The 17,217-nt window shown below is 67.8% G+C and carries 11 protein-coding genes; 8 read left to right on the forward strand and 3 right to left on the reverse strand.

Annotated elements, in window-relative coordinates; genetic code table 11:
• The first annotated feature begins 2 nt into the window (after positions 1–2).
• The 6 genes from C3Y92_RS19170 to C3Y92_RS19195 all read left to right on the forward strand — a co-directional run bounded on the left by C3Y92_RS19170 (position 3) and on the right by C3Y92_RS19195 (position 8,351).
• Positions 3–923 carry a lysophospholipid acyltransferase family protein gene (locus tag C3Y92_RS19170; RefSeq protein ID WP_129355348.1) on the forward strand — a complete coding sequence of 307 codons (921 nt, stop codon included), beginning with the start codon at positions 3–5 and terminating at the stop codon, positions 921–923.
• A 60-nt stretch (positions 924–983) separates the two neighbouring features.
• Complete coding sequence (locus C3Y92_RS19175) at positions 984–1,832, forward strand: glycosyltransferase family 2 protein (protein WP_129355350.1); 849 nt, start codon at positions 984–986, stop codon at positions 1,830–1,832.
• Between the two features lie 198 nt (positions 1,833–2,030).
• Positions 2,031–2,975: an IS110 family RNA-guided transposase gene (locus C3Y92_RS19180; protein WP_129355352.1), complete on the forward strand. Its 945-nt coding sequence runs from the start codon at positions 2,031–2,033 to the stop codon at positions 2,973–2,975.
• Between the two features lie 94 nt (positions 2,976–3,069).
• The gene (locus tag C3Y92_RS19185) at positions 3,070–4,542 is read left to right on the forward strand and encodes a B12-binding domain-containing radical SAM protein (RefSeq protein ID WP_129355354.1); all 1,473 of its coding nucleotides are present in this window, start codon (positions 3,070–3,072) and stop codon (positions 4,540–4,542) included.
• Positions 4,543–4,552: 10 nt separating this feature from the next.
• Positions 4,553–6,694 (forward strand): glycosyltransferase, encoded by a 2,142-nt coding sequence (locus tag C3Y92_RS19190; protein ID WP_129355356.1) that lies wholly within the window; start codon positions 4,553–4,555, stop codon positions 6,692–6,694.
• A 10-nt stretch (positions 6,695–6,704) separates the two neighbouring features.
• On the forward strand, positions 6,705–8,351 hold the full coding sequence (locus C3Y92_RS19195; RefSeq protein ID WP_129355358.1) for a glycosyltransferase: 1,647 nt from the start codon (positions 6,705–6,707) through the stop codon (positions 8,349–8,351).
• A gap of 105 nt (positions 8,352–8,456) precedes the next feature.
• Here the strand turns inward: C3Y92_RS19195 and C3Y92_RS19200 are convergent, their stop codons facing one another.
• Positions 8,457–10,079, reverse strand: a complete 1,623-nt coding sequence (locus tag C3Y92_RS19200; RefSeq protein WP_129355360.1) for a PAS domain-containing hybrid sensor histidine kinase/response regulator — start codon at positions 10,077–10,079, stop codon at positions 8,457–8,459.
• Between the two features lie 166 nt (positions 10,080–10,245).
• On the opposite strand from C3Y92_RS19200, the gene C3Y92_RS19205 reads away from it, so the two are divergent.
• Positions 10,246–12,270, forward strand: coding sequence for an ABC transporter substrate binding protein (locus tag C3Y92_RS19205; protein ID WP_129355362.1), 2,025 nt, complete (start codon positions 10,246–10,248; stop codon positions 12,268–12,270).
• Positions 12,271–12,371: 101 nt separating this feature from the next.
• Here the strand turns inward: C3Y92_RS19205 and C3Y92_RS19210 are convergent, their stop codons facing one another.
• Together C3Y92_RS19210 and C3Y92_RS19215 are read right to left on the reverse strand one after the other, a co-directional pair.
• Positions 12,372–13,970: a B12-binding domain-containing radical SAM protein gene (locus C3Y92_RS19210; protein WP_129355364.1), complete on the reverse strand. Its 1,599-nt coding sequence runs from the start codon at positions 13,968–13,970 to the stop codon at positions 12,372–12,374.
• Positions 13,971–13,972: 2 nt separating this feature from the next.
• Entirely contained in the window at positions 13,973–14,587 is a 615-nt protein-coding gene (locus C3Y92_RS19215; protein WP_129355366.1) for a chemotaxis protein CheC, read from the reverse strand.
• Positions 14,588–14,763: 176 nt separating this feature from the next.
• Between C3Y92_RS19215 and C3Y92_RS19220 the strand changes: the two genes are divergently transcribed.
• Positions 14,764–17,151 carry an FAD-dependent oxidoreductase gene (locus C3Y92_RS19220; RefSeq protein WP_129355368.1) on the forward strand — a complete coding sequence of 796 codons (2,388 nt, stop codon included), beginning with the start codon at positions 14,764–14,766 and terminating at the stop codon, positions 17,149–17,151.
• Positions 17,152–17,217 lie beyond the last annotated feature (66 nt).

Consider the following 17,217-nt stretch of genomic DNA (forward strand, 5'->3'; position numbering starts at 1 on the left):
CCGTGCGCGTACGCGAAAGCTTTTCTCGCGACCTGCTGCGCCTTTTCGTGTGGTATCCCCTGCGCCTTGTCGCCGAGCGCCTGCCGCCCCGGACGGCCATGGCCCTCTACCGGGCCATGGGCCGGCTCCACGCCGCCCTGTCCCGGGGCCGGGCCGGGCGCATCGCTATCGCCGCCCGGGCCGTTAATCCCGCCCTTGCCGAGGCCGGGGCGAAACAAGCCGTGCTCGACGCCTTCGCCACCCACTACGTCAACCAGCTCATTGTCTTTCAATTGCCGCGCCTGACCGCCGCCAATTTCCACGAACTGCTGGAAATCGACGGCCTGGACCGCCTGGGACTGGCCCTGGCCCACGGCCGGGGCGCGGTCATCCCCATCGGCCATTTCGGCCCGACCCAGCTGCCCCTGGCCGCCCTGGGGGCGCTGGGCTTCCCCATGGTCCAGATCGGCCACCTTTCGGACGAGGGCTTGTCGTTTGTCGGCCGCCGCGTGGCCTTCCGCCTGCGGGCGCGCTACGAAGCCCGCATCCCGGCCCGCATCGTGCCGCCCGGGCCGGGCGTGCGCCAGGCGCTCACCCAGCTGCGCGCCGGCGGCGTGGTCATGACCACGGCCGACGACGGCCCGGGCCAGCCTCCCTTCGGCCATCACGCCACGGTGGATTTCCCGGGCGGCGCACTGTCCGTGCCCCTTGGCCCGGCCCGGCTGGCCCTGTCAGCCGGGGCGGCCCTTGTGCCGGGCTTTCTCGAACCCGGACGCGACGCCCCCTTCCGTTTTGTTCTGGACGCGCCCATCGCCACGCCCCGGGACACGGACCGCGACGCGGCCGCCCTGGTCATGACCCGGGAGTTCATGGCCCGCTACGCCGACCGGGTCGCCTCCCGCCCCGGCTGGTGGCATGGCCTGGAAAGCCATCTTTTTCCTTGAAGCCCGCGCCCCCCTCGGACACAATCGCGCCCCAACGCCACCGCCAAAGCGAGCCTGCCCATGAAAAACGCCATGCTGCTGTCCGTCGTCATCCCGGCCTACAACGAAGAAGGCAACATCACCGCCACCATTGACGGCATCCGCGCCGTGCTGCGCCGCGAAGGCGTCCCCTACGAACTGGTGCTGGTCAACGACAACAGCGCCGACGCCACCGGCTCCGTCCTCGACGCCCTGGCCCAGGCCGACCCGGGCGTGGTGGTCGTCCACCGCGAACCGCCGCGCGGCTTCGGCCGGGCCGTGCGCGCCGGCCTGGAACGGGCCAGCGGCGACGTCATCGTCATTTGCATGGCCGACCTGTCCGATGATCCCGAAGACATCATCAAGTACTACCGCAAGATCGAGGAAGGCTACGACTGCGTCTTCGGTTCGCGCTTCATGCGCGGCTCGCGCTGCGTCAATTACCCCAGGCTCAAGCTCTTCGTGAACCGCCTCGTCAACAAGATGATGCAGATCATGTTCTGGACGCGCTTTAATGACCTGACCAATTCCTTCAAGGCCTACCGCTCCTACGTCATCCGCGACATCATGCCGCTCAAGGCTTGCCACTTCAACATCACCATCGAACTGTCGCTCAATACGCTTATTCGCGGCTACACCATCGCCATGGTCCCCATCTCCTGGCAGGGCCGCACCTGGGGCAGCTCCAACCTGCACCTGACCGAAATGGGCCGGCGCTACCTGAGCACCCTGCTGCGGGCCTGGTTCGAGAAAAACCTCATCCTCGACGACCTCATGGCCGAATCCATGGCCCACCGCACCCGGCTGGCCGAAAAGGCCGCCGGCCTCGAAGGCCGCGTCGACTCCCTGGAACGCCGGCTTGCCGCTGTCGAGGCCAGAGTGGAGAATTAAGCTGGGAGAAGAGGAAGATGCCTTGTATGTTTCCCCATCGAGGCTAACTTGACGGGGTCAAGGGGACGATAGGTCGAAATTGCCTTGAGTTTTAAGCTCGAGCCGGAGCCATGATCGTCGTCCCCTTCTTCCATGAAGCCCGAACCGTTGCTTGGGCTAAAAGCCCGTATCACAAGGCTGGGTACTGGAGGATTTTACATGGCTGCTGACTGTTTCATCGGAATTGATGTCTCTAAGGAAACGCTTGATGTCCACACACTTCCCGACGGAAATGACTTTCAATTCGTCAACGACCCCGATGGTATAAAAGCCATCTGCAGAAAATTTTCCAAGTTTCGTCCGACTCTTGTTATCATCGAGGCGACTGGTGGCCTTCAGATTCCTGTTGCCACAGCGTTGAGTCTCAAGAAATTCCCCGTTGTAGTCATCAACCCCCGCCAGGCTCGGGATTTTGCGCGAGCTAAAGGGCGGCTGGCTAAAACGGACAAGATTGACGCTGAGATTCTTGCTCTCTTTGGCAAACAGATGGAGCCTGAAGTACGCCCTTTGAAGGACGAGGAAGCACAAGAAATGAGTTCGCTAATGTCCAGGCGCAACCAACTCATTCGAATGCTCGTCATGGAAAAGAACCGTTTTACTCGTGCTTATGGTTCTGTAAGAACAGATATCGAGAAGAATATTAACTGGCTTGAGGAGCGATTGTCTGAGATCGACACGCATCTTGGCAAAGTAGTACGAGCGAGTCCGATTTGGCGTGAGCGAGACAATTTGCTCCGGAGCGTTCCAGGTGTCGGAGATGTCCTGTCAAGATCGCTTCTTTCCAATTTACCTGAGCTTGGAACATTGAATCGTCGGGAGATCGCTGCTCTTGTTGGGGTTGCCCCTTTGAATTGCGACAGCGGAAAGCGTCGAGGAAAGCGTCGTGTATGGGGCGGTCGAAGTGATGTTCGATCTGTATTATATATGGCTGTCTTGTTAGCTAAAAAATACAATCCCGTCATACGTGATTTTTACAATCGTCTCAAGGAAGCCGGTAAACCACATAAGGTCGCCGCAGTTGCTTCGATGCGAAAGTTGATAACGATTTTAAATGCGATGGTGCGATCCGGGCAACCGTGGGGACAGTGCGCGCACACGGCGTAGACCCCTGATTATCGGTTGACTCCGAACACCGTTGCTCCGGCGGCCGGGGGCCTGAGGCCCCCGGACCCCCCATAGGGGGTATAAAGGACGCGACATGGCCGATATTTTGGTTGTAAATGCCCCATTTTTGCCCAAATTCTCCCGGCCCCAGCGCTCCCCGGCCGTGACCAAGAGCGGCACGCTCTATTTCCCGCTGTTTTTGGCCCAGGCCGTGGCCGTGCTCGAAGCCGACGACTTCGAGGTCGTCTTCGTGGACGCCCCGGCCGCCGGCCTGGACCTCGACGCCGTCGTGGCCCGGGCCAAGGCCGAAACGCCGTTTTTAGCCGTGCTGGACACCTCCACCCCGAGCATCGACGCCGACATCAAGGCCGCCGCCGCCCTGAAAAAAGCCCTGCCCGGACTGACCACCGTGCTGGTCGGCCCCCATGCCACGGCCCTGGCCGGCAAGGTGCTCCAGGACGGACGCGGGGCCGTGGACGCCGTGGCCCGGCGCGAGTACGAGGCCACCGTCCTGGAACTGGCCCGGCTCCTGGCCGCCGGCCCGGCCACGCCGCAGCGCCTGGCCACCGTGGACGGCCTGTCGTTTCTGGGGGCAGGGGGCGTCGTCGTCCACAACCCGGACCGGCCCTTCATCAAGGACCTCGACGCCCTGCCGCCCGTGGCCCCGGTCTACGCCCGTCACCTCGACATCCGGCACTATTTCAATCCCAACGCCAAACCGCCCATGGTCACCCTGGCCACTTCGCGCGGCTGCCCGTTTCGTTGCTCGTTTTGCCTGCATCCGCAAACGCTGACCGGCCGCACCGCCCGCTGCCGCTCCATCGACAAGGTCCTGGACGAAGTCGCCTGGTGCCTGGACCACTTCCCGGGCCTGCGCACCATCTTTTTCGAGGACGATACCCTGACCGCCGACAAGGTCCGCTGCCGGGCCTTTTGCCAGGCCATCATCCGCCGGGGGCTGGTGTTCGAGTGGACGGCCAACGCCCGGGCCGACCTGGACCCGGACCTCATGCATCTCATGCGCCGGGCTGGCTGCCGCCAGTTGTGCGTGGGCTTCGAATCGGCCGACCCGACAGCCCTTTCGGCCATGAAAAAGGGGCTGGGGGCCGAGCGCATGCGGCAGTTTCGGGCCGACGCCGCCGCCGCCGGCCTCAAGATCCATGGCTGCTTCATCTTCGGCTTCCCCGGCGACACCAGACAGTCCATCCTGGCCACCATCGACTTCGCCCTGGACCTCAATCCCGAGACCGCCCAGTTCTATCCGGTCATGGTCTATCCCGGCACCGAGGCCTACGCCGACTACGAAGCGCGAGGGTTTATCGCCGCCGGCCGCTGGCGCGACTGGCTCACCCCCGAGGGCCTGCACGGCTGCGTGGTGCGCAACGAGTCGCTGTATCCGGCCGAGATCGTGCGCCTGTGCGACCTGGCCCGCAAACGGTTCTACCTGCGGCCGCAATTTCTTATCCGCCGCGCCCTGGCCGCCCTGGCAAGCCCCGGCGAAATGGCCCGGACCCTGCGGGCCGGCCGGGTGTTTTTCAAGCATCTGCTGCGCGGCTCCAAGGTGTAAGGGGAGTGCCATGCCCCGCCTGACCGTCGTCATTCCGGCCTACAACGCCGCCGCCACCCTGGGCGACGCCTTGGACGCCCTGGCGACCCAGACCATCCCCCAGTCGGCGTTTTCCGTCATCGTGGTCGATGACGGTTCCAGCGACGCCACCGCCGCCCTGGCCCGGGCCAAGGGCGCGACCGTCATTTCCCAGCCAAACGCCGGCCCGGCCGCCGCCCGCAACGCCGGAGCCGCCGCCGCTCCGCCGGATTGCGACATCCTTGTTTTCACCGACGCCGACTGCGCCCCGGCCCCGGATTTCCTGGCCCGTCTCACCGCCCCCCTGGACGATGGGGCCGTTGCTGGCGTCCAGGGCGCCTACCGCACCCGGCAGACCTCGCTTGTCGCCCGGTTTGCCCAGATCGAGTTCGAGGACCGCTACGCCTATGTCGCCAGGCGTCCGGCCATCGACCTGGTGGCCACCTACGCCGCCGCCTACCGCCGCGCGGTGTTCGATGGGGCCGGAGGCTTCGACACGTCCTTCCGGACGGCCGACAACGAGGACACCGAGCTGTCCTACCGGCTGGCCGCGGCCGGCCACCGGCTGGTCTTCGCCCCGGACGCCATGGTCTATCATCGCCATCCGGCCACCCTGGGCCGCTACTTGACCATCAAGGCCAGCCGGGCCTTTTGGCGGCTTCGGGCCTGCCGGGAGCACCCCGAAAAGCTCGTGCGCGACGGCTACACCCCGCCGGTCATCCGCCTCCAGACCATCCTGGCCGGGCTGTTCACCCTGTCCACGGTCCTGGCCCCGTTCTCCCGGCCGGCCGGCCTGTTCGCCCTGGTTGCCCTGGCCGGGCTGCTGGGCAGCGCCCTGCCCTTTGCCCGCTTCGCCGCCGGGCGCGACAGGACCGTGGCCCGATTGGCCCCGATGTTCGTCACGCTGCGCTCCCTGGCCTTTGCCGCCGGTCTGGCCTGGGGACTGGCCGACCGCGTGCTGTCCCGGACAGCCTGCCGCGCCCCTCACGAAAAAACCAGAAACCGGGTGGGCCTTGATCTCCACACCATTTCCGGCATCCGCCAGGGGTCGCGCACCTACATCGAGGCCCTGGCCGCCCGGTTGCCTGAGGCCGCCCCGGACCTCGACTTCGTCTTCTACGCCACCCGCGATGGCCTGGACGCGGCCCGCACCCTGGCCGGGAGCGCACCGAACGTCACGGTGCGCGAAATCCCCGCCGGCCGTTTCGCCCGGCTGATCGCCCCCTTCCCCTGGAGGCTGGCCCGGGAGGTGGACGTCTTCCACTGCCAGTACCTCGCGCCGCTTTCGCCCACGGTCCCCTGCGTGGTCAGCCTCCACGACATCCTGCATGAAGCCATGCCCGAGCATTTCCCCAAGGGGCTTTCCCGCCTCATGCGGCTGCTCTATCCCCTGAGCGCCCGCCGGGCGGCCATGGTGCTGACGCTGTCGGCCTATTGCCGCGACGAAATCGTCGCCCGCTACCGCGTGCCGGCCGACCGCGTGGCCTACGCCTTTCCCGGGGTGGACCCGGCCTTTGCCCCGGTGTCCGACCCGGCCGCCCTGGCCGCCGTGCGCGTCCGGCTGGGGCTGCCCGAGGGTCCCTACATCCTCTTTTTGGGACGCATGGAGCCGCGAAAAAACGTGCCCGGGCTGGCGGCGGCCTACGCCCTGCTGCGTCGGCGGCTGGGAATGCAAACGCCCACCCTGGTCATCGCCGGGCCCGACGACGGGCTTTTCGCCGCCTTTGGGCAAAGGCTGCGCGCAGCGGGAACGGGCGAGGGCATTGTCTTTTGCGGCGGCGTGGCCCAGGCGGATCTGCCGGCCTTGCTGTCCGGGGCGGCGGTCTTTGCCTATCCGAGCTTTGGCGAGGGATTCGGGCTGCCGGTGGCGGAGGCCATGGCCTGCGGCGCGCCGGTGGCGGCAAGCTTGGCCCCGGCCGTGCCCGAGGCGGCCGGCGGCGCGGCGCTGCTGGTCGATCCGTCCGACCCCGAAGCCCTGGCCGGAGCGCTTTATCGGGTGCTGGCCGAGCCGGAACTGGCCGCCGAACTGCGGGCCAGGGGGTTGGCCCGGGCGAAACGGCTCGATTGGAACGACACGGCGGCAATGGCCGTGGCCGCCTATCGACGGGCCTTGGCCGGCCGCCCGAGCCCCTAAGGAGCGCGTCATGCGCCTGCTCATCTACTGCGACGACCCCAGCTACGGCGGCACGGCCGTCAACGCCGGTCTGCTGGCCCAAGGGCTGGTCGAAGCCGGACATGCCGTCGCCCTGGCCGCTGCGGCCGACATCACCGGCCAGGCCCCGGGCGTCTCCCATTTGCCCATCGATTGCGACACCATGCGCGGTTTTTTCAAAACCGTCAGCAGCCGCACGGAGCCGGAAGAAGTCTTGCTGGCCGCGCGCCCCGACCTGACGCTTTTTTGCGACGGCGCGCCGGATTCGAGCCTGGCGGCCAAGGCCGTTTGCCGGGATTGGGGCATCCCCTATGGCATTCAGGTCAATTACGTGGCTGTCGATCAGATTGCCGCCATGGGGCCGCGTCTGGAAGAAGCGCGCCGGGCCTTCGACGCCGCCCTGGCCGTGGCCGCCGTGTCCGGGGAGAACCTGACCTTGTTGCGCTTGGTGTTCAATTTGTCGCCCCAGCGTTCCGGCGTCATCCGCAACGGCCGTCCTCTGAACTTTTTCGAGCCCGTGCCCGAAGCCGAGCGTCTGGCCCGTCGCGACGCCCTCGGGTTGGCCCCGGACGAGGTCTTGTGCCTCACCGTCGCCCGCTACGAGCCGCGCAAGGGGTATCGCCATTTGCTGGCCGCCGCCGAGCTGCTCCACGGCCGCAAGGGCGGCCAGCGGCTGCGTTTCGCGGCCATAGGCCACTGCCTGGGCTCCGGCCGACGCCAAGTGGAGGCGCTCGTCGCGGCAAGCCCGGCCCGGGATCGGGTGCGGCTGCTTGGTCAACGCGACGACGTGCGGGAATGGCTCGCCGCTGCCGACATTTTCGCGTTGCCTTCGGAATCGGAAGGGATGCCCCTATGCGTCATCGAGGCCATGGCCCAGAGCCTGCCCGTGGCGGCTTCGGCCGTCAGCGGCGTCCCGGAATTGCTCGGGGATGCCGGCGTGTTGTTGCCCGATCCCAACGTCTCGCCCGAGGCCACGGCCCAAGCCCTGGCCAACGCCCTGGCCTGGCTTGCCGCCGACGCCCCGGCCCGGGTCAGGCTGGGCCAAGCCGGACGCCAACGAGCCCTGGCCCACTTCACCCTTCCGGCCATGCTGCGCGACTGGGTCGGCCTTGTGGCGTCGTTGGCTCCAGCCGTGGCCGCGTCCCGTCCGCGCTGGCCCGACCCGGCCGACTATCAGCCGCCCAACAAGGCCGGCCTGGGCGCGGACATCCCCGTGGGCGAGGATGTGCCCGCTTTCCCCTTTCTCAAGGACGGCTGGAGCCATGGCGAAGTGAGCGGACGCTGGACCGACGGGACGCGAGCCCGCTTGCGCCTGGGGCTGCCCGAAGCCGCCAGGGCGGGCTTTGTGCTGGAACTTTCGGGACATCCCTACCCGGGAGGCGGCGCGCCCCTGGTCATGACGCTGACGGCGGACGGCCGACCGGCAGGACGCTTCGCCTGGCCCGGCGCTCCCGAAAACCTGGACGCCGCCCTGTGCTGTCTGCCCGGCTCCCAGGGGTTCCCCTCCCAGACGGACATCGTCTTTTCCTTCGACGGCGCGGCCTCGCCGGCTTCCCGGGGCGAGTCCGACGACGAACGCCTTCTCGGCTTTTTCCTCACGCGGCTGCGGATCGCGCCCCTCGGCCGAGAGGAAGCGTGACCGAAGCATTCCCTGCGGCAGGGGACGCCGCTACTGGGGCCTGCCCCTTGCCGACCGTCCGGCAGGCCCGCCAGAGGCGCCGGCCGTCGCTTGGCGCGAAAAGGCTTACCGACAGGCACCTCTTGACCCGTCGCGGCCTTGGCTGCCTGCTTGGCTCATGACTTGCCCCAGAGTGAGCCCCAGCTCGGCCATGTCCACGGGCTTGACCAGATAGGCGTCCACGCCCGCCTCCAGGGCGGCGCAGCGGTCCTCGGCCAGAGCATGGGCGGTCAGGGCCACCACGGGCATGGTCCGGGCGGCCGGCCCGGCCTCGCCCCGCCGCATGGCCCGCACGGCCGAAAGCCCGTCCAGCTCCGGCATACGCATGTCCATGAGCACGCAATCAAACGTGCCCTCGGCCAGGGCGGCCAGGGCCTGACGGCCGTTTTCCACCAGTTGGGGCCGGCAGCCCAGCTTTTGGAGCATCACCCGGATGGTCAGGCGGTTGACGGCCTCGTCCTCGGCCACCAGCACCCGCTTGCCGGCCAAGGGGGCCGGCTCGCGGACCGGGCGCGCCGGTTCCGACTCGGGCAGGGCAAAGGGCAGGGTGACGCGCACGTCGGTGCCCCGGCCCACTTCGCTAGCCAGCATGATTTCCCCGCCCATTTCCTCGGCCAGGCCCTTGGCAATGCAAAGCCCCAGCCCCGCCCCGCCAAACAGCCCAGCCCCGTGGGGCCGGGCCTGGGCAAAGGGTTCGAACAACCCCGGAAGCTGCTCCCGCGGGATGCCTATGCCGCTGTCGGACAGACCAAAGCGCAGCAACAGCGGCTCGTTGCCGGGCACAGTTTCCACGGACAGGACCACCTGGCCCTCGGTCGTAAATTTGATCGCGTTGCCGGCCAGGGCGAAAAGGATCTGGCGCAGCCGGGCCGCGTCGCCGCGAAGATGCCGCGGCACGTCCGGGGCCACCCGCTGCACGAACCGCAAGCCCTTGATGTTGGCCTCGTACGTCAAGGAGGCGGCCACCGGGGCAATGGCCTCGTCAAGGTCGAATACTTCCTTGGCCAGACGCACCTGACCGCCCTGGATATTCGTCACCTCCAAGAGGTCGGACAAAATCCGCAAAAGGCCCCGGGCCGATTCCATGGCCGTGTCCAGATAATCGGCCACCTCCTCTCCGGGGCAGGCCGCCTGGGCCAGCTGGAGCATGCCCATGATGCCGTTTAAGGGGGTGCGCAGTTCATGGCTCATCTGGGCCAGAAAGGCGGATTTGATGGCTCCGGCCGCCTCGGCCTTGGTCAGGGCTGCGACTCGCTGTTTTTCCAGGGCCTGGCGGGCCGAGACGTCGCGAAACATGACCTGGACCGTGCCGGCCTGCTTGTCCAGCAGCCCGAAGGACACGGCCACGGGCAGGTACGTGCCGTCGGCCCGGCGGTAACGCCGGTCCATGTGGCGCGGCCGGCCGCCCAGGGCCGCCCGGTGGTTGTCGTCGGGCGAGGTCGCGGCCTGGTCGTCGGGATGCACGATATCGGCCATGTTGGCCCCGACCAGACCGGCCCGGTCATACCCGAGCAGGCGCAGGGCCATGGGGTTGGCCTCAAGAATGCGGCCGGTCGCGTCGCCGACCAGAATGCCCATGGCCGATTGTTCGAAAAAAAGCCGCCAATACCGCGCATCGTCCGACCTGTCGGCGCGGGGCGCGTCCTTGGAGCCACCGGGGGCTGAGGCTGGTTGTTCCGGGCTGGTCATGGCGGCGTCACCGATCCGGGGGAGCTTGGGGTCCGCGGGTCTGTCATTGGCCGGTCGGCCAAGCCGTATCGGGGAACAGCATAACATGAGGGGACAGCCGTTTGGCAAGCGCCGTCCAACCCCCTCGCCAGAAGACAGCGACGGTTTTTTGGGATAGGGAAAGCCAATGGGAAACCCTCTGCGAGCCGCCATCGCCGCTATGACGCTCCTGGCCTGGGCCTTTGCAGCCGCCCTGGTCGGGCCGGTCCAGGCACAGACAGCCGCGCCGGCGGTGCTGCTGCTCAGTTCCTACCACCACGGCGACCCGTGGTCGGACCGGATCGTGGCCGGTTTTCTCGAACGTCTGCCCCCTTCCAAGGCCCAGGTGTTCGTGGAGCACCTCGACGCCAGGCGCTTTTCCGAAACCGAGGACCGCAGCGACCTCGCCGACTATCTGGCCGCCAAGTACGCCCACGTGCCCGTCGCCGTCCTGGTCGCCAGCGACGACGCCGCCCTCAATTTCTGGCTGGCCCGCCGCGAAACGCTCTTTCCCGGCCGGCCCATCGTTTTTTGCGGGGTCAACGACTTCACCCCGGACCGTCTCGCCGGCCAGACCGACATCACGGGCGTAGGCGAGTCGCCAGACGTGGTGGGTACCCTGGAGCTGGCCCTGGCCCTGGCCCCGTCGGCCCGCACTGTGCTGGCCCTGACCGCCGACGACACAGCCTCGTCCCGGGCCAACATCGCCCGGTTCCGCCGGGCGGCCCGGGCCCTGGCCGGCCGGATGCGGCCTGTTGAACTGCAAAACGTCAGCCTGGAGGCGGCGAAAAAAGCCCTGGTCGCCGCGCCCCGCGACGCCGTGGCCGTGCGCCTGGCCCCCCTGAAAAGCGAAACAGGCGCTGCGCCGCTGATGGGCGAGGATCTGGCCGCCTTGGCCGCCGTTTCCCAGATCCCCATCTTCTGCCTGTGGGACTTCGACCTGAGCCTTGGCGCGGTGGGCGGCCGGGTGCTGCGCGGCCAGGACCAGGGCCGGGCCGCCGCCGCCCTGGTGGAACAGGTGCTGGCCGGCAAGTCGCCGTCCGACATTCCCGTGGCCGACGTGCCGGCCGAAACGGTCCTGGACCAGGCCGTGATGGCCCGCCTGGGCCTGCCCCTGGACCGGGTGCCCAAGAATACCGTCTTTGAAAACGCCCCGGCGTCCTTATATGAACGCCACAAGGGCCTTTTTTGGGCCGGCGGCGCGGCCCTGGCCGTGTCGTTGCCCGGAGCCCTGGTCCTGCTCATCCTCCTGGCCGGGCGGCGGCAGGCCGAAACGCGGCTGGCTGAAAGCGAACGCCGTTACCGGGAGCTGGTGGAATCGGCCAACTCCCTGATCCTGCGCTTCGACGCCGGGGGCCGGCTGGTTTTCGTCAACGAATACGCCGAACGGCTCTTGGGCTATAGCCGGGCCGAGATGCTCTCGGGCAAGGCCGTGTTCTGGCCCTCGGCCCCGCCCGATCTCTCCAGCCTTCTGGCCCGGGCCATGGCCGCGCCCCATTCCCTGGCCGGGGCTGGCAACGAAAATGAAGTGGCGGCCAGAGACGGCCGGCGAGTCTATCTCCAGTGGGACAACCAGCCGCTTTTCGGGCCCGACGGCCGCCCCGAGGGCTGGCTGGCCGTGGGCGCGGACATCACGGCCAGGCGTCTGGCCGAGGAGGCCCTGGCCGCCCGGGCCCTGGCCGAAGAGGAACTGGCCCTTTTCGGCCGGGAACTGCTGGCCGGCGGCGACGACGCCGTGGACCGGGCCCTGGTGCGGCTTCTGAGCGCCTTTTCCCTGGGCCGGGCCATGTGGTTCGACAATGTCGAGGATTCGCGCCTGGGACTGTGCTGTCGGCTGGCCGCCGAGGCCTGCGCGGCCGGACTCGCCCCACGCCGGGACGCCCCGGAAGCGGCCCTGGTGCCTTACAGCATCGACGGCTTCCACTGGGCCGACCGCATGACCGCCGGAGAGATCGTCACCGGCCTGGATACGGATTTTCCCGAAGACCTCCAGGAAATCCTGCGGCTGTTTGAAGCCAGGGCGGTGCTGGCCGCGCCGGTGACCCGAGACGGCCTCTGGACGGGGTTTCTGGTCATCGCCGACGTGCGCGAGCCGCGCCGGTTCACCCGCCAGGAACATTCCCTGCTGTCCACGGCGGCCAGCCTGCTGTCGGTCTATCTGGCGAGGCGATAGTGTCGCGTCCGCGAAAAGCGCATATGGCGTTTTGTAGTCAACGAGCTAAAACCATTCATTTTTCTTAAAAAATACTATCGTATTTTTTAAGGGACGCGGCGCTAACCCTTGCGTCCGGCCACGGTGGGATCGTGGCGCAGGGTGCGCCGCACGAAAGCGGCGATGCGGCCGAAATCGCCCCGCGAAAGCGCCGTCGCCCCCTTGGCCCCAAGCCGCGCCGCCTCGCCGACCGCGTAGCCAAGCTTGTACACGGCCGGCGGCACATGGCGCGAACACCAAGCCACCGTGCCCGGGCGCAGCAGGAAGGCGTAGACCCCGGCCGGGATGCGCTGGAAGGTGAGCAGGTAGAGCATGAAGGCGGCGTAGCTGCGCTGGGGCCGCAGATAAAACGGCCGGCGGTAGATCTCCGTTTCCTCATGCTGGATGCGGCCCTCGGCCTTGGCCCGGCGGTAGAGTTCGGTTTCCGGGAAATAGACCAGGCTGGCGATGGCCAGGCCGAAGGGCTTGGGCAGCCGGGCCAAAAGCCGCACCGTGGCCAGCAGATCCTCTTCTTCCTCCCAGGGCGCGTCGATGATGACGTGATAGTCCGGGGGGAGCAGCTTGTCCCGCCGGGAATGCAGCAACCTGGCCCCGGCCAGAACCGCCTCGTCGTCCTCGGGCCGGCGAAAGATCTCGCGCATCCGGGGGCTGCCGGTCTGGATGCCCATTTCCACGTAGCACAGCCCGGCCTCGATGAGCACGTCGAGCTTTTCGGCCTCCAGGGTCGTGGGCGAGGCCTGGCAGTACAGCGGCAACCCGATGTCGGCCTTGTAGGCCGCCGCGAACTCCCGCAGCCAGTCCAGGCGGCGGGAAAAAAAGGTATCGTCGAAAAGCTGGATGGCCTCGATGAAGGGGTAGCGGGCGATGATCTGCCGCAGCTCGGCCATGACGTGGGGCACGCCGCGGTGGCGGAAGTAAGGCACGCCGCCGCCCCGGAAAAGCGCCTTGACCGTGGGCACGTTGCAGTAGGCGCAGCCATGCGGGCAGCCCCGGTCGGTCATGGTGCGATAGGCCGTGACCAGCCGGCCGTTCCAATGCGGCAGACGCGGCAAAGCCAGGCCCAGGGCCTCGGCGGTCAGCGGCACGATGCGCCCGCGCTCGGGAGCCATGACGTACTGGTCCTGGCCGGAAAAATCGAAAAAGGGCAAGGCGTCGAGGTCCGGGGCCAGGGGGGCCAGGCCGTTGTCGACAATTTCCCCGTCCCGCCGGGTCCATATTCCGGGGATGGCGTCGGCTGGCCGGCCGGTTGCCAGCTCCCGGGCCAGACGGTCCAGGGCCGCCTCGCCCTCGCCCCGGCAGACGAAATCGGCGTGGTCGAGCGCTTCCTCGGGCCGCACCGTGGCGTGGACGCCGCCCCAGACCACCGGAATCCCCAGCCGCTCCCGCACGGCCGCGGTCAGCTGCACGGCCCGGTCGAAATAGTTGGTGAAAAACGACACCCCGACCACGTCGGCCCCGGCGGCCAGTTCCAGGGCCTGGTCGATCACCGTGTCGGCGTAGCGGTAGACGTAGGAGCCGTCCTCCTGGGACAGGCCGATGCTGCCCGGAAACAGCACCAGCCGGACGTCGTGGCCGGCGGCCTTGAGGCTGGCTTGCAGCCCGCGCACGCCAAAGGCCGACAGGTCCGGCGGCGTGGGGGAAAAAAGCACGATCCGGGCCATGGTCAACCGCCCATTTCCAGGAGCTTGGCGTCAATGGCGGCCGTCAAGGCGTCAAAGCCCTCCTGGGCCAGCACCACCAGGATGTCGCCCGTGACCTGGAAACGCTCCAGCACGAAATGGGCCCGCACATAAAGCGTCACGGTCTGGCAGGCGTCGGCCACGGCCAGTAGCGGCTCCAGGCTCTTGGCCGTGGACAGGGGCTGGTAGGTGACGTGCAGCCCCAGCATGACGCCCATGGCCCCGAGCACACCGACCAGGATGACGTTGCCCACCTCGCGCAAGGTGTCCTCGCGCATGTCTTCCGAGGGTTCGTCGATGCCCATGGCGGCGGTGAGTCCGGTGACGAGCTTGGCCGCGTCGCCGTAGGCAAAGGCCAGGGCGGTCATGCCCATCATGGGGCCGACAAAGGGCAAAAACACGCCCTCGCACACGGCCGGGCAACGGCCGGCGGCGGCGGCGGTCAGGGTCGGCCGGTTCATGACGCGAATTTCCGGGGCCGAAAGCTGCACATGGCTTTCGCACATGCGGTTGAGCGCCTCGGCCGCCCGGCCAAGGCCGATGTTGACGCACTCGGCGAGAATGTCCATGCGGGCTTCGAGACTGATTTCCTGGGGCATCAACCGGGTTCCTCCTGTCTGACCCGATCAACATAACCCGGCACGAGGGACTTGGAAATCCCCGGCGGACACAAAAGGGGGACATGGCGCGGCAAACAAAAACCCCAAGACGCCGCCCCACCTTGTGGGCTAGAATAGGCCCACGCGACAATTCCGCCCCAAAGGTGACTGCCCTTATGCACGCACAGCCCATCGTCATTGTCGGCGGCGGCGTGGCCGGCCTGGCCTGCGCCCTGACCCTGGCCGAAGCCGGCCGGCCCTGCCTGGTCCTGGAACGCCAACCCGAGGTCGGCGGCCTGCTGCGCTCGGTCACCCTCGACGGCGTGGTCTTCGACCTTGGCCCCCACGTCCTTTTTCTCGACGCTCCGGGACCGGGCGAGACGTTTTTGCGCGGCCTGCTCGCCGGCGCGCCGGTCATCCGCCGGCCCTTTGCCTTTTCCATCTTCGCCGCCGGCCGGCACTGGAAGTTCCCCAACCATTTCGACTTTTTCCGCTATCCCCTTCGCTACCAATTCGAGGCCCTGGGCGCCGCCCTCAAGCGCCGGGGCGCGCCGCCGCCCGAACCCATCTCGGCCGCTTTGGAGCTGTCGGAAAAATGCGGCCCGGGCCTTTACGACCTGCTTTTCCGCGACCTGTTCGCCAAAAAGGCCCTGACCCCGCCCGAAGCCCTGCACCACCACTGGCTGGCCCGGGTGGACCGCACCATCGACAACGACAAGGAACCCTTCGTGCGCCGGGGCAAGGGGCAGGCCGTATTGGCCGCCCTGTCCAGGCTGCGCCAGCGCTACTGGTACCCGGCCGGCGGCATGGCCGATCTGGCGGCGAGCCTTCGCCGGCGCATCGAGGCGGCCGGCGGCGAGGTGGTCACGAACGTGTCGCACATCGGGCTTGTCCGCGACGGCGGGCGCATCGCCCAGGTCGTGGCCGACGGCCGGGAAATCACGCCGGCCCATGTGGTGTGGACCGCGCCGGCCAACGCGCTTCTGGACGCCCTGGACAGCGACGCCCCGCGCCTGCCCACCGTGGCCATGCGCATGGTCATGCTCACCTACGCCAGAACGGATCGTGTCCCGCGTCCCTACGTCTACAGCTACCACCCCGACCCAGCCATGCAGGCCAACCGCATCTATTACCCGGAGTCGATCTTCGCCCAGCGCGGTCCGGCCGACCGCGAGGGCCTGTGCCTGGAGGTCAACCTCGAGGACACCACCGAACCGGAAGAAAAGACCCTGGCCCGGGCCGTGGCCGACGTGGCCCGGCTGGGGCTGTATCCGGCCCAGGCCTTGCGCGCCTCCAAGGTCGTCACCCTGCCCTCGGCCATGCCGGTCTATCCCCTGGATTACGAAGCCCGCCTGGCCCGGGCCATGGCTCCGGTGCGCGACATTGCCAATCTCCACGCCGTGGGCAGGCAGGGCGGCTTCTATTTCTGCCTGACCCCGGCGGCAGCCTCCCAGGGCCTCAAGATGGCTGACCATCTGCTGGGCCGCGCCCCGGCCAAGGCCCCGGCCAAGAAAAGCCTGCTGGACGCCGGATTGGCCACCAAGGGGGCCGGCCCGGCCGAGCGGATAAAGATCCTCAAGCGCCACGCCCAGGCCATGGTGCGCCACGCCACGCCGGCCAGGTTGTGGAACTTCTTTGCGGCCGAGCGCAACCGGCTGCAAAAACGAACCGTCCTCGACTCCATGCCCTACATCCTCAAGATCGAGACCACCAACATCTGCAACCTGCGCTGCGCCTACTGCTACGACGACCGCCGCGCCCCGCTGCCCGGCGAACGTCCCTACGGCCGCATGACCTTCGAGCAATTCAGGAGCATCATCGACTCTTGCGGCAAGTGGTTGTTCAAGATCAACATGTACGGCTTCGGCGAGCCGTTTTTGTTTCCCGAGACCCTGGAGATGATCCGCTACGCGGCCGACCGCAATATCGGCGTGGGCGTGTCGTCCAACTGCAACCACCGCGACCCGGACCTGCCCCGGCGCATCGTGGCCTCGGGTCTGGAAGTGCTCATCTTCTCCTGCCACGGCGTGACCCAGGAAACGGCCGGCCGTTTCATGCGCGGCGGCAACGCCGATCTGGCCTTGGAAAATTTGAAGGCCATCATCGCGGCCCGCAAGGCGGCCGGACGCAAGACGCCCTTTATCGACTGGCAGTACTGCGTGACGGGATTCAACGAACACGAGATCGAGCTGGCCCGGGAAACGGCGGCCAGGCTCGGGGTGGATCAGGTGCGGTTCATCCGGCCGTTTTTCCCCGAGGACGCGCCCGACGCCTGGTTCTCGACCATGTTTCCGCGCCAGACCCTGACCCACGACCACGAGGCCGCGCCGGGCTGCTCGTGGCTGTACCGCTCGGCCTACGTCAACTGGGACGGCGGACTCATCCCCTGCTGCCGCGACCCGCGCGACCCGAGCGTGGATTTCGGCAACGTCTTTGAAACGCCGCTGCCGCAACTGTGGAACGGGGAAAAGTATCAAGCCGCCCGGACGCTTCTGGCCGATCCGAGCCGGCACGACCTGCGCAAGGGGATCGTGTGCGGGCGATGTCCGGTGACGCGGCCTTGAGGGAGGGGGAGGCCTCCGGCGGCCGGGGGGGATGATCCCCCCCGGACCCCCTCGACGGGAAAAAAG

Source organism: Solidesulfovibrio carbinolicus (assembly GCF_004135975.1).
In the GTDB taxonomy this organism is placed as follows: Bacteria; Desulfobacterota; Desulfovibrionia; order Desulfovibrionales; family Desulfovibrionaceae; genus Solidesulfovibrio; species Solidesulfovibrio carbinolicus.

What these genes read in the sequence shown, in the direction of transcription:
- C3Y92_RS19210 (WP_129355364.1), bottom strand. Translation starts at nt 13,970, where the DNA reads ATGGCCCGGATCGTGCTTTTTTCCCCCACGCCGCCGGACCTGTCGGCC.
- C3Y92_RS19220 (WP_129355368.1), top strand. Translation starts at nt 14,764, where the DNA reads ATGCACGCACAGCCCATCGTCATTGTCGGCGGCGGCGTGGCCGGCCTG.
- C3Y92_RS19175 (WP_129355350.1), top strand. Translation starts at nt 984, where the DNA reads ATGAAAAACGCCATGCTGCTGTCCGTCGTCATCCCGGCCTACAACGAA.
- C3Y92_RS19200 (WP_129355360.1), bottom strand. Translation starts at nt 10,079, where the DNA reads ATGACCAGCCCGGAACAACCAGCCTCAGCCCCCGGTGGCTCCAAGGAC.
- C3Y92_RS19215 (WP_129355366.1), bottom strand. Translation starts at nt 14,587, where the DNA reads ATGCCCCAGGAAATCAGTCTCGAAGCCCGCATGGACATTCTCGCCGAG.
- C3Y92_RS19205 (WP_129355362.1), top strand. Translation starts at nt 10,246, where the DNA reads ATGGGAAACCCTCTGCGAGCCGCCATCGCCGCTATGACGCTCCTGGCC.
- C3Y92_RS19195 (WP_129355358.1), top strand. Translation starts at nt 6,705, where the DNA reads ATGCGCCTGCTCATCTACTGCGACGACCCCAGCTACGGCGGCACGGCC.
- C3Y92_RS19190 (WP_129355356.1), top strand. Translation starts at nt 4,553, where the DNA reads ATGCCCCGCCTGACCGTCGTCATTCCGGCCTACAACGCCGCCGCCACC.
- C3Y92_RS19180 (WP_129355352.1), top strand. Translation starts at nt 2,031, where the DNA reads ATGGCTGCTGACTGTTTCATCGGAATTGATGTCTCTAAGGAAACGCTT.
- C3Y92_RS19185 (WP_129355354.1), top strand. Translation starts at nt 3,070, where the DNA reads ATGGCCGATATTTTGGTTGTAAATGCCCCATTTTTGCCCAAATTCTCC.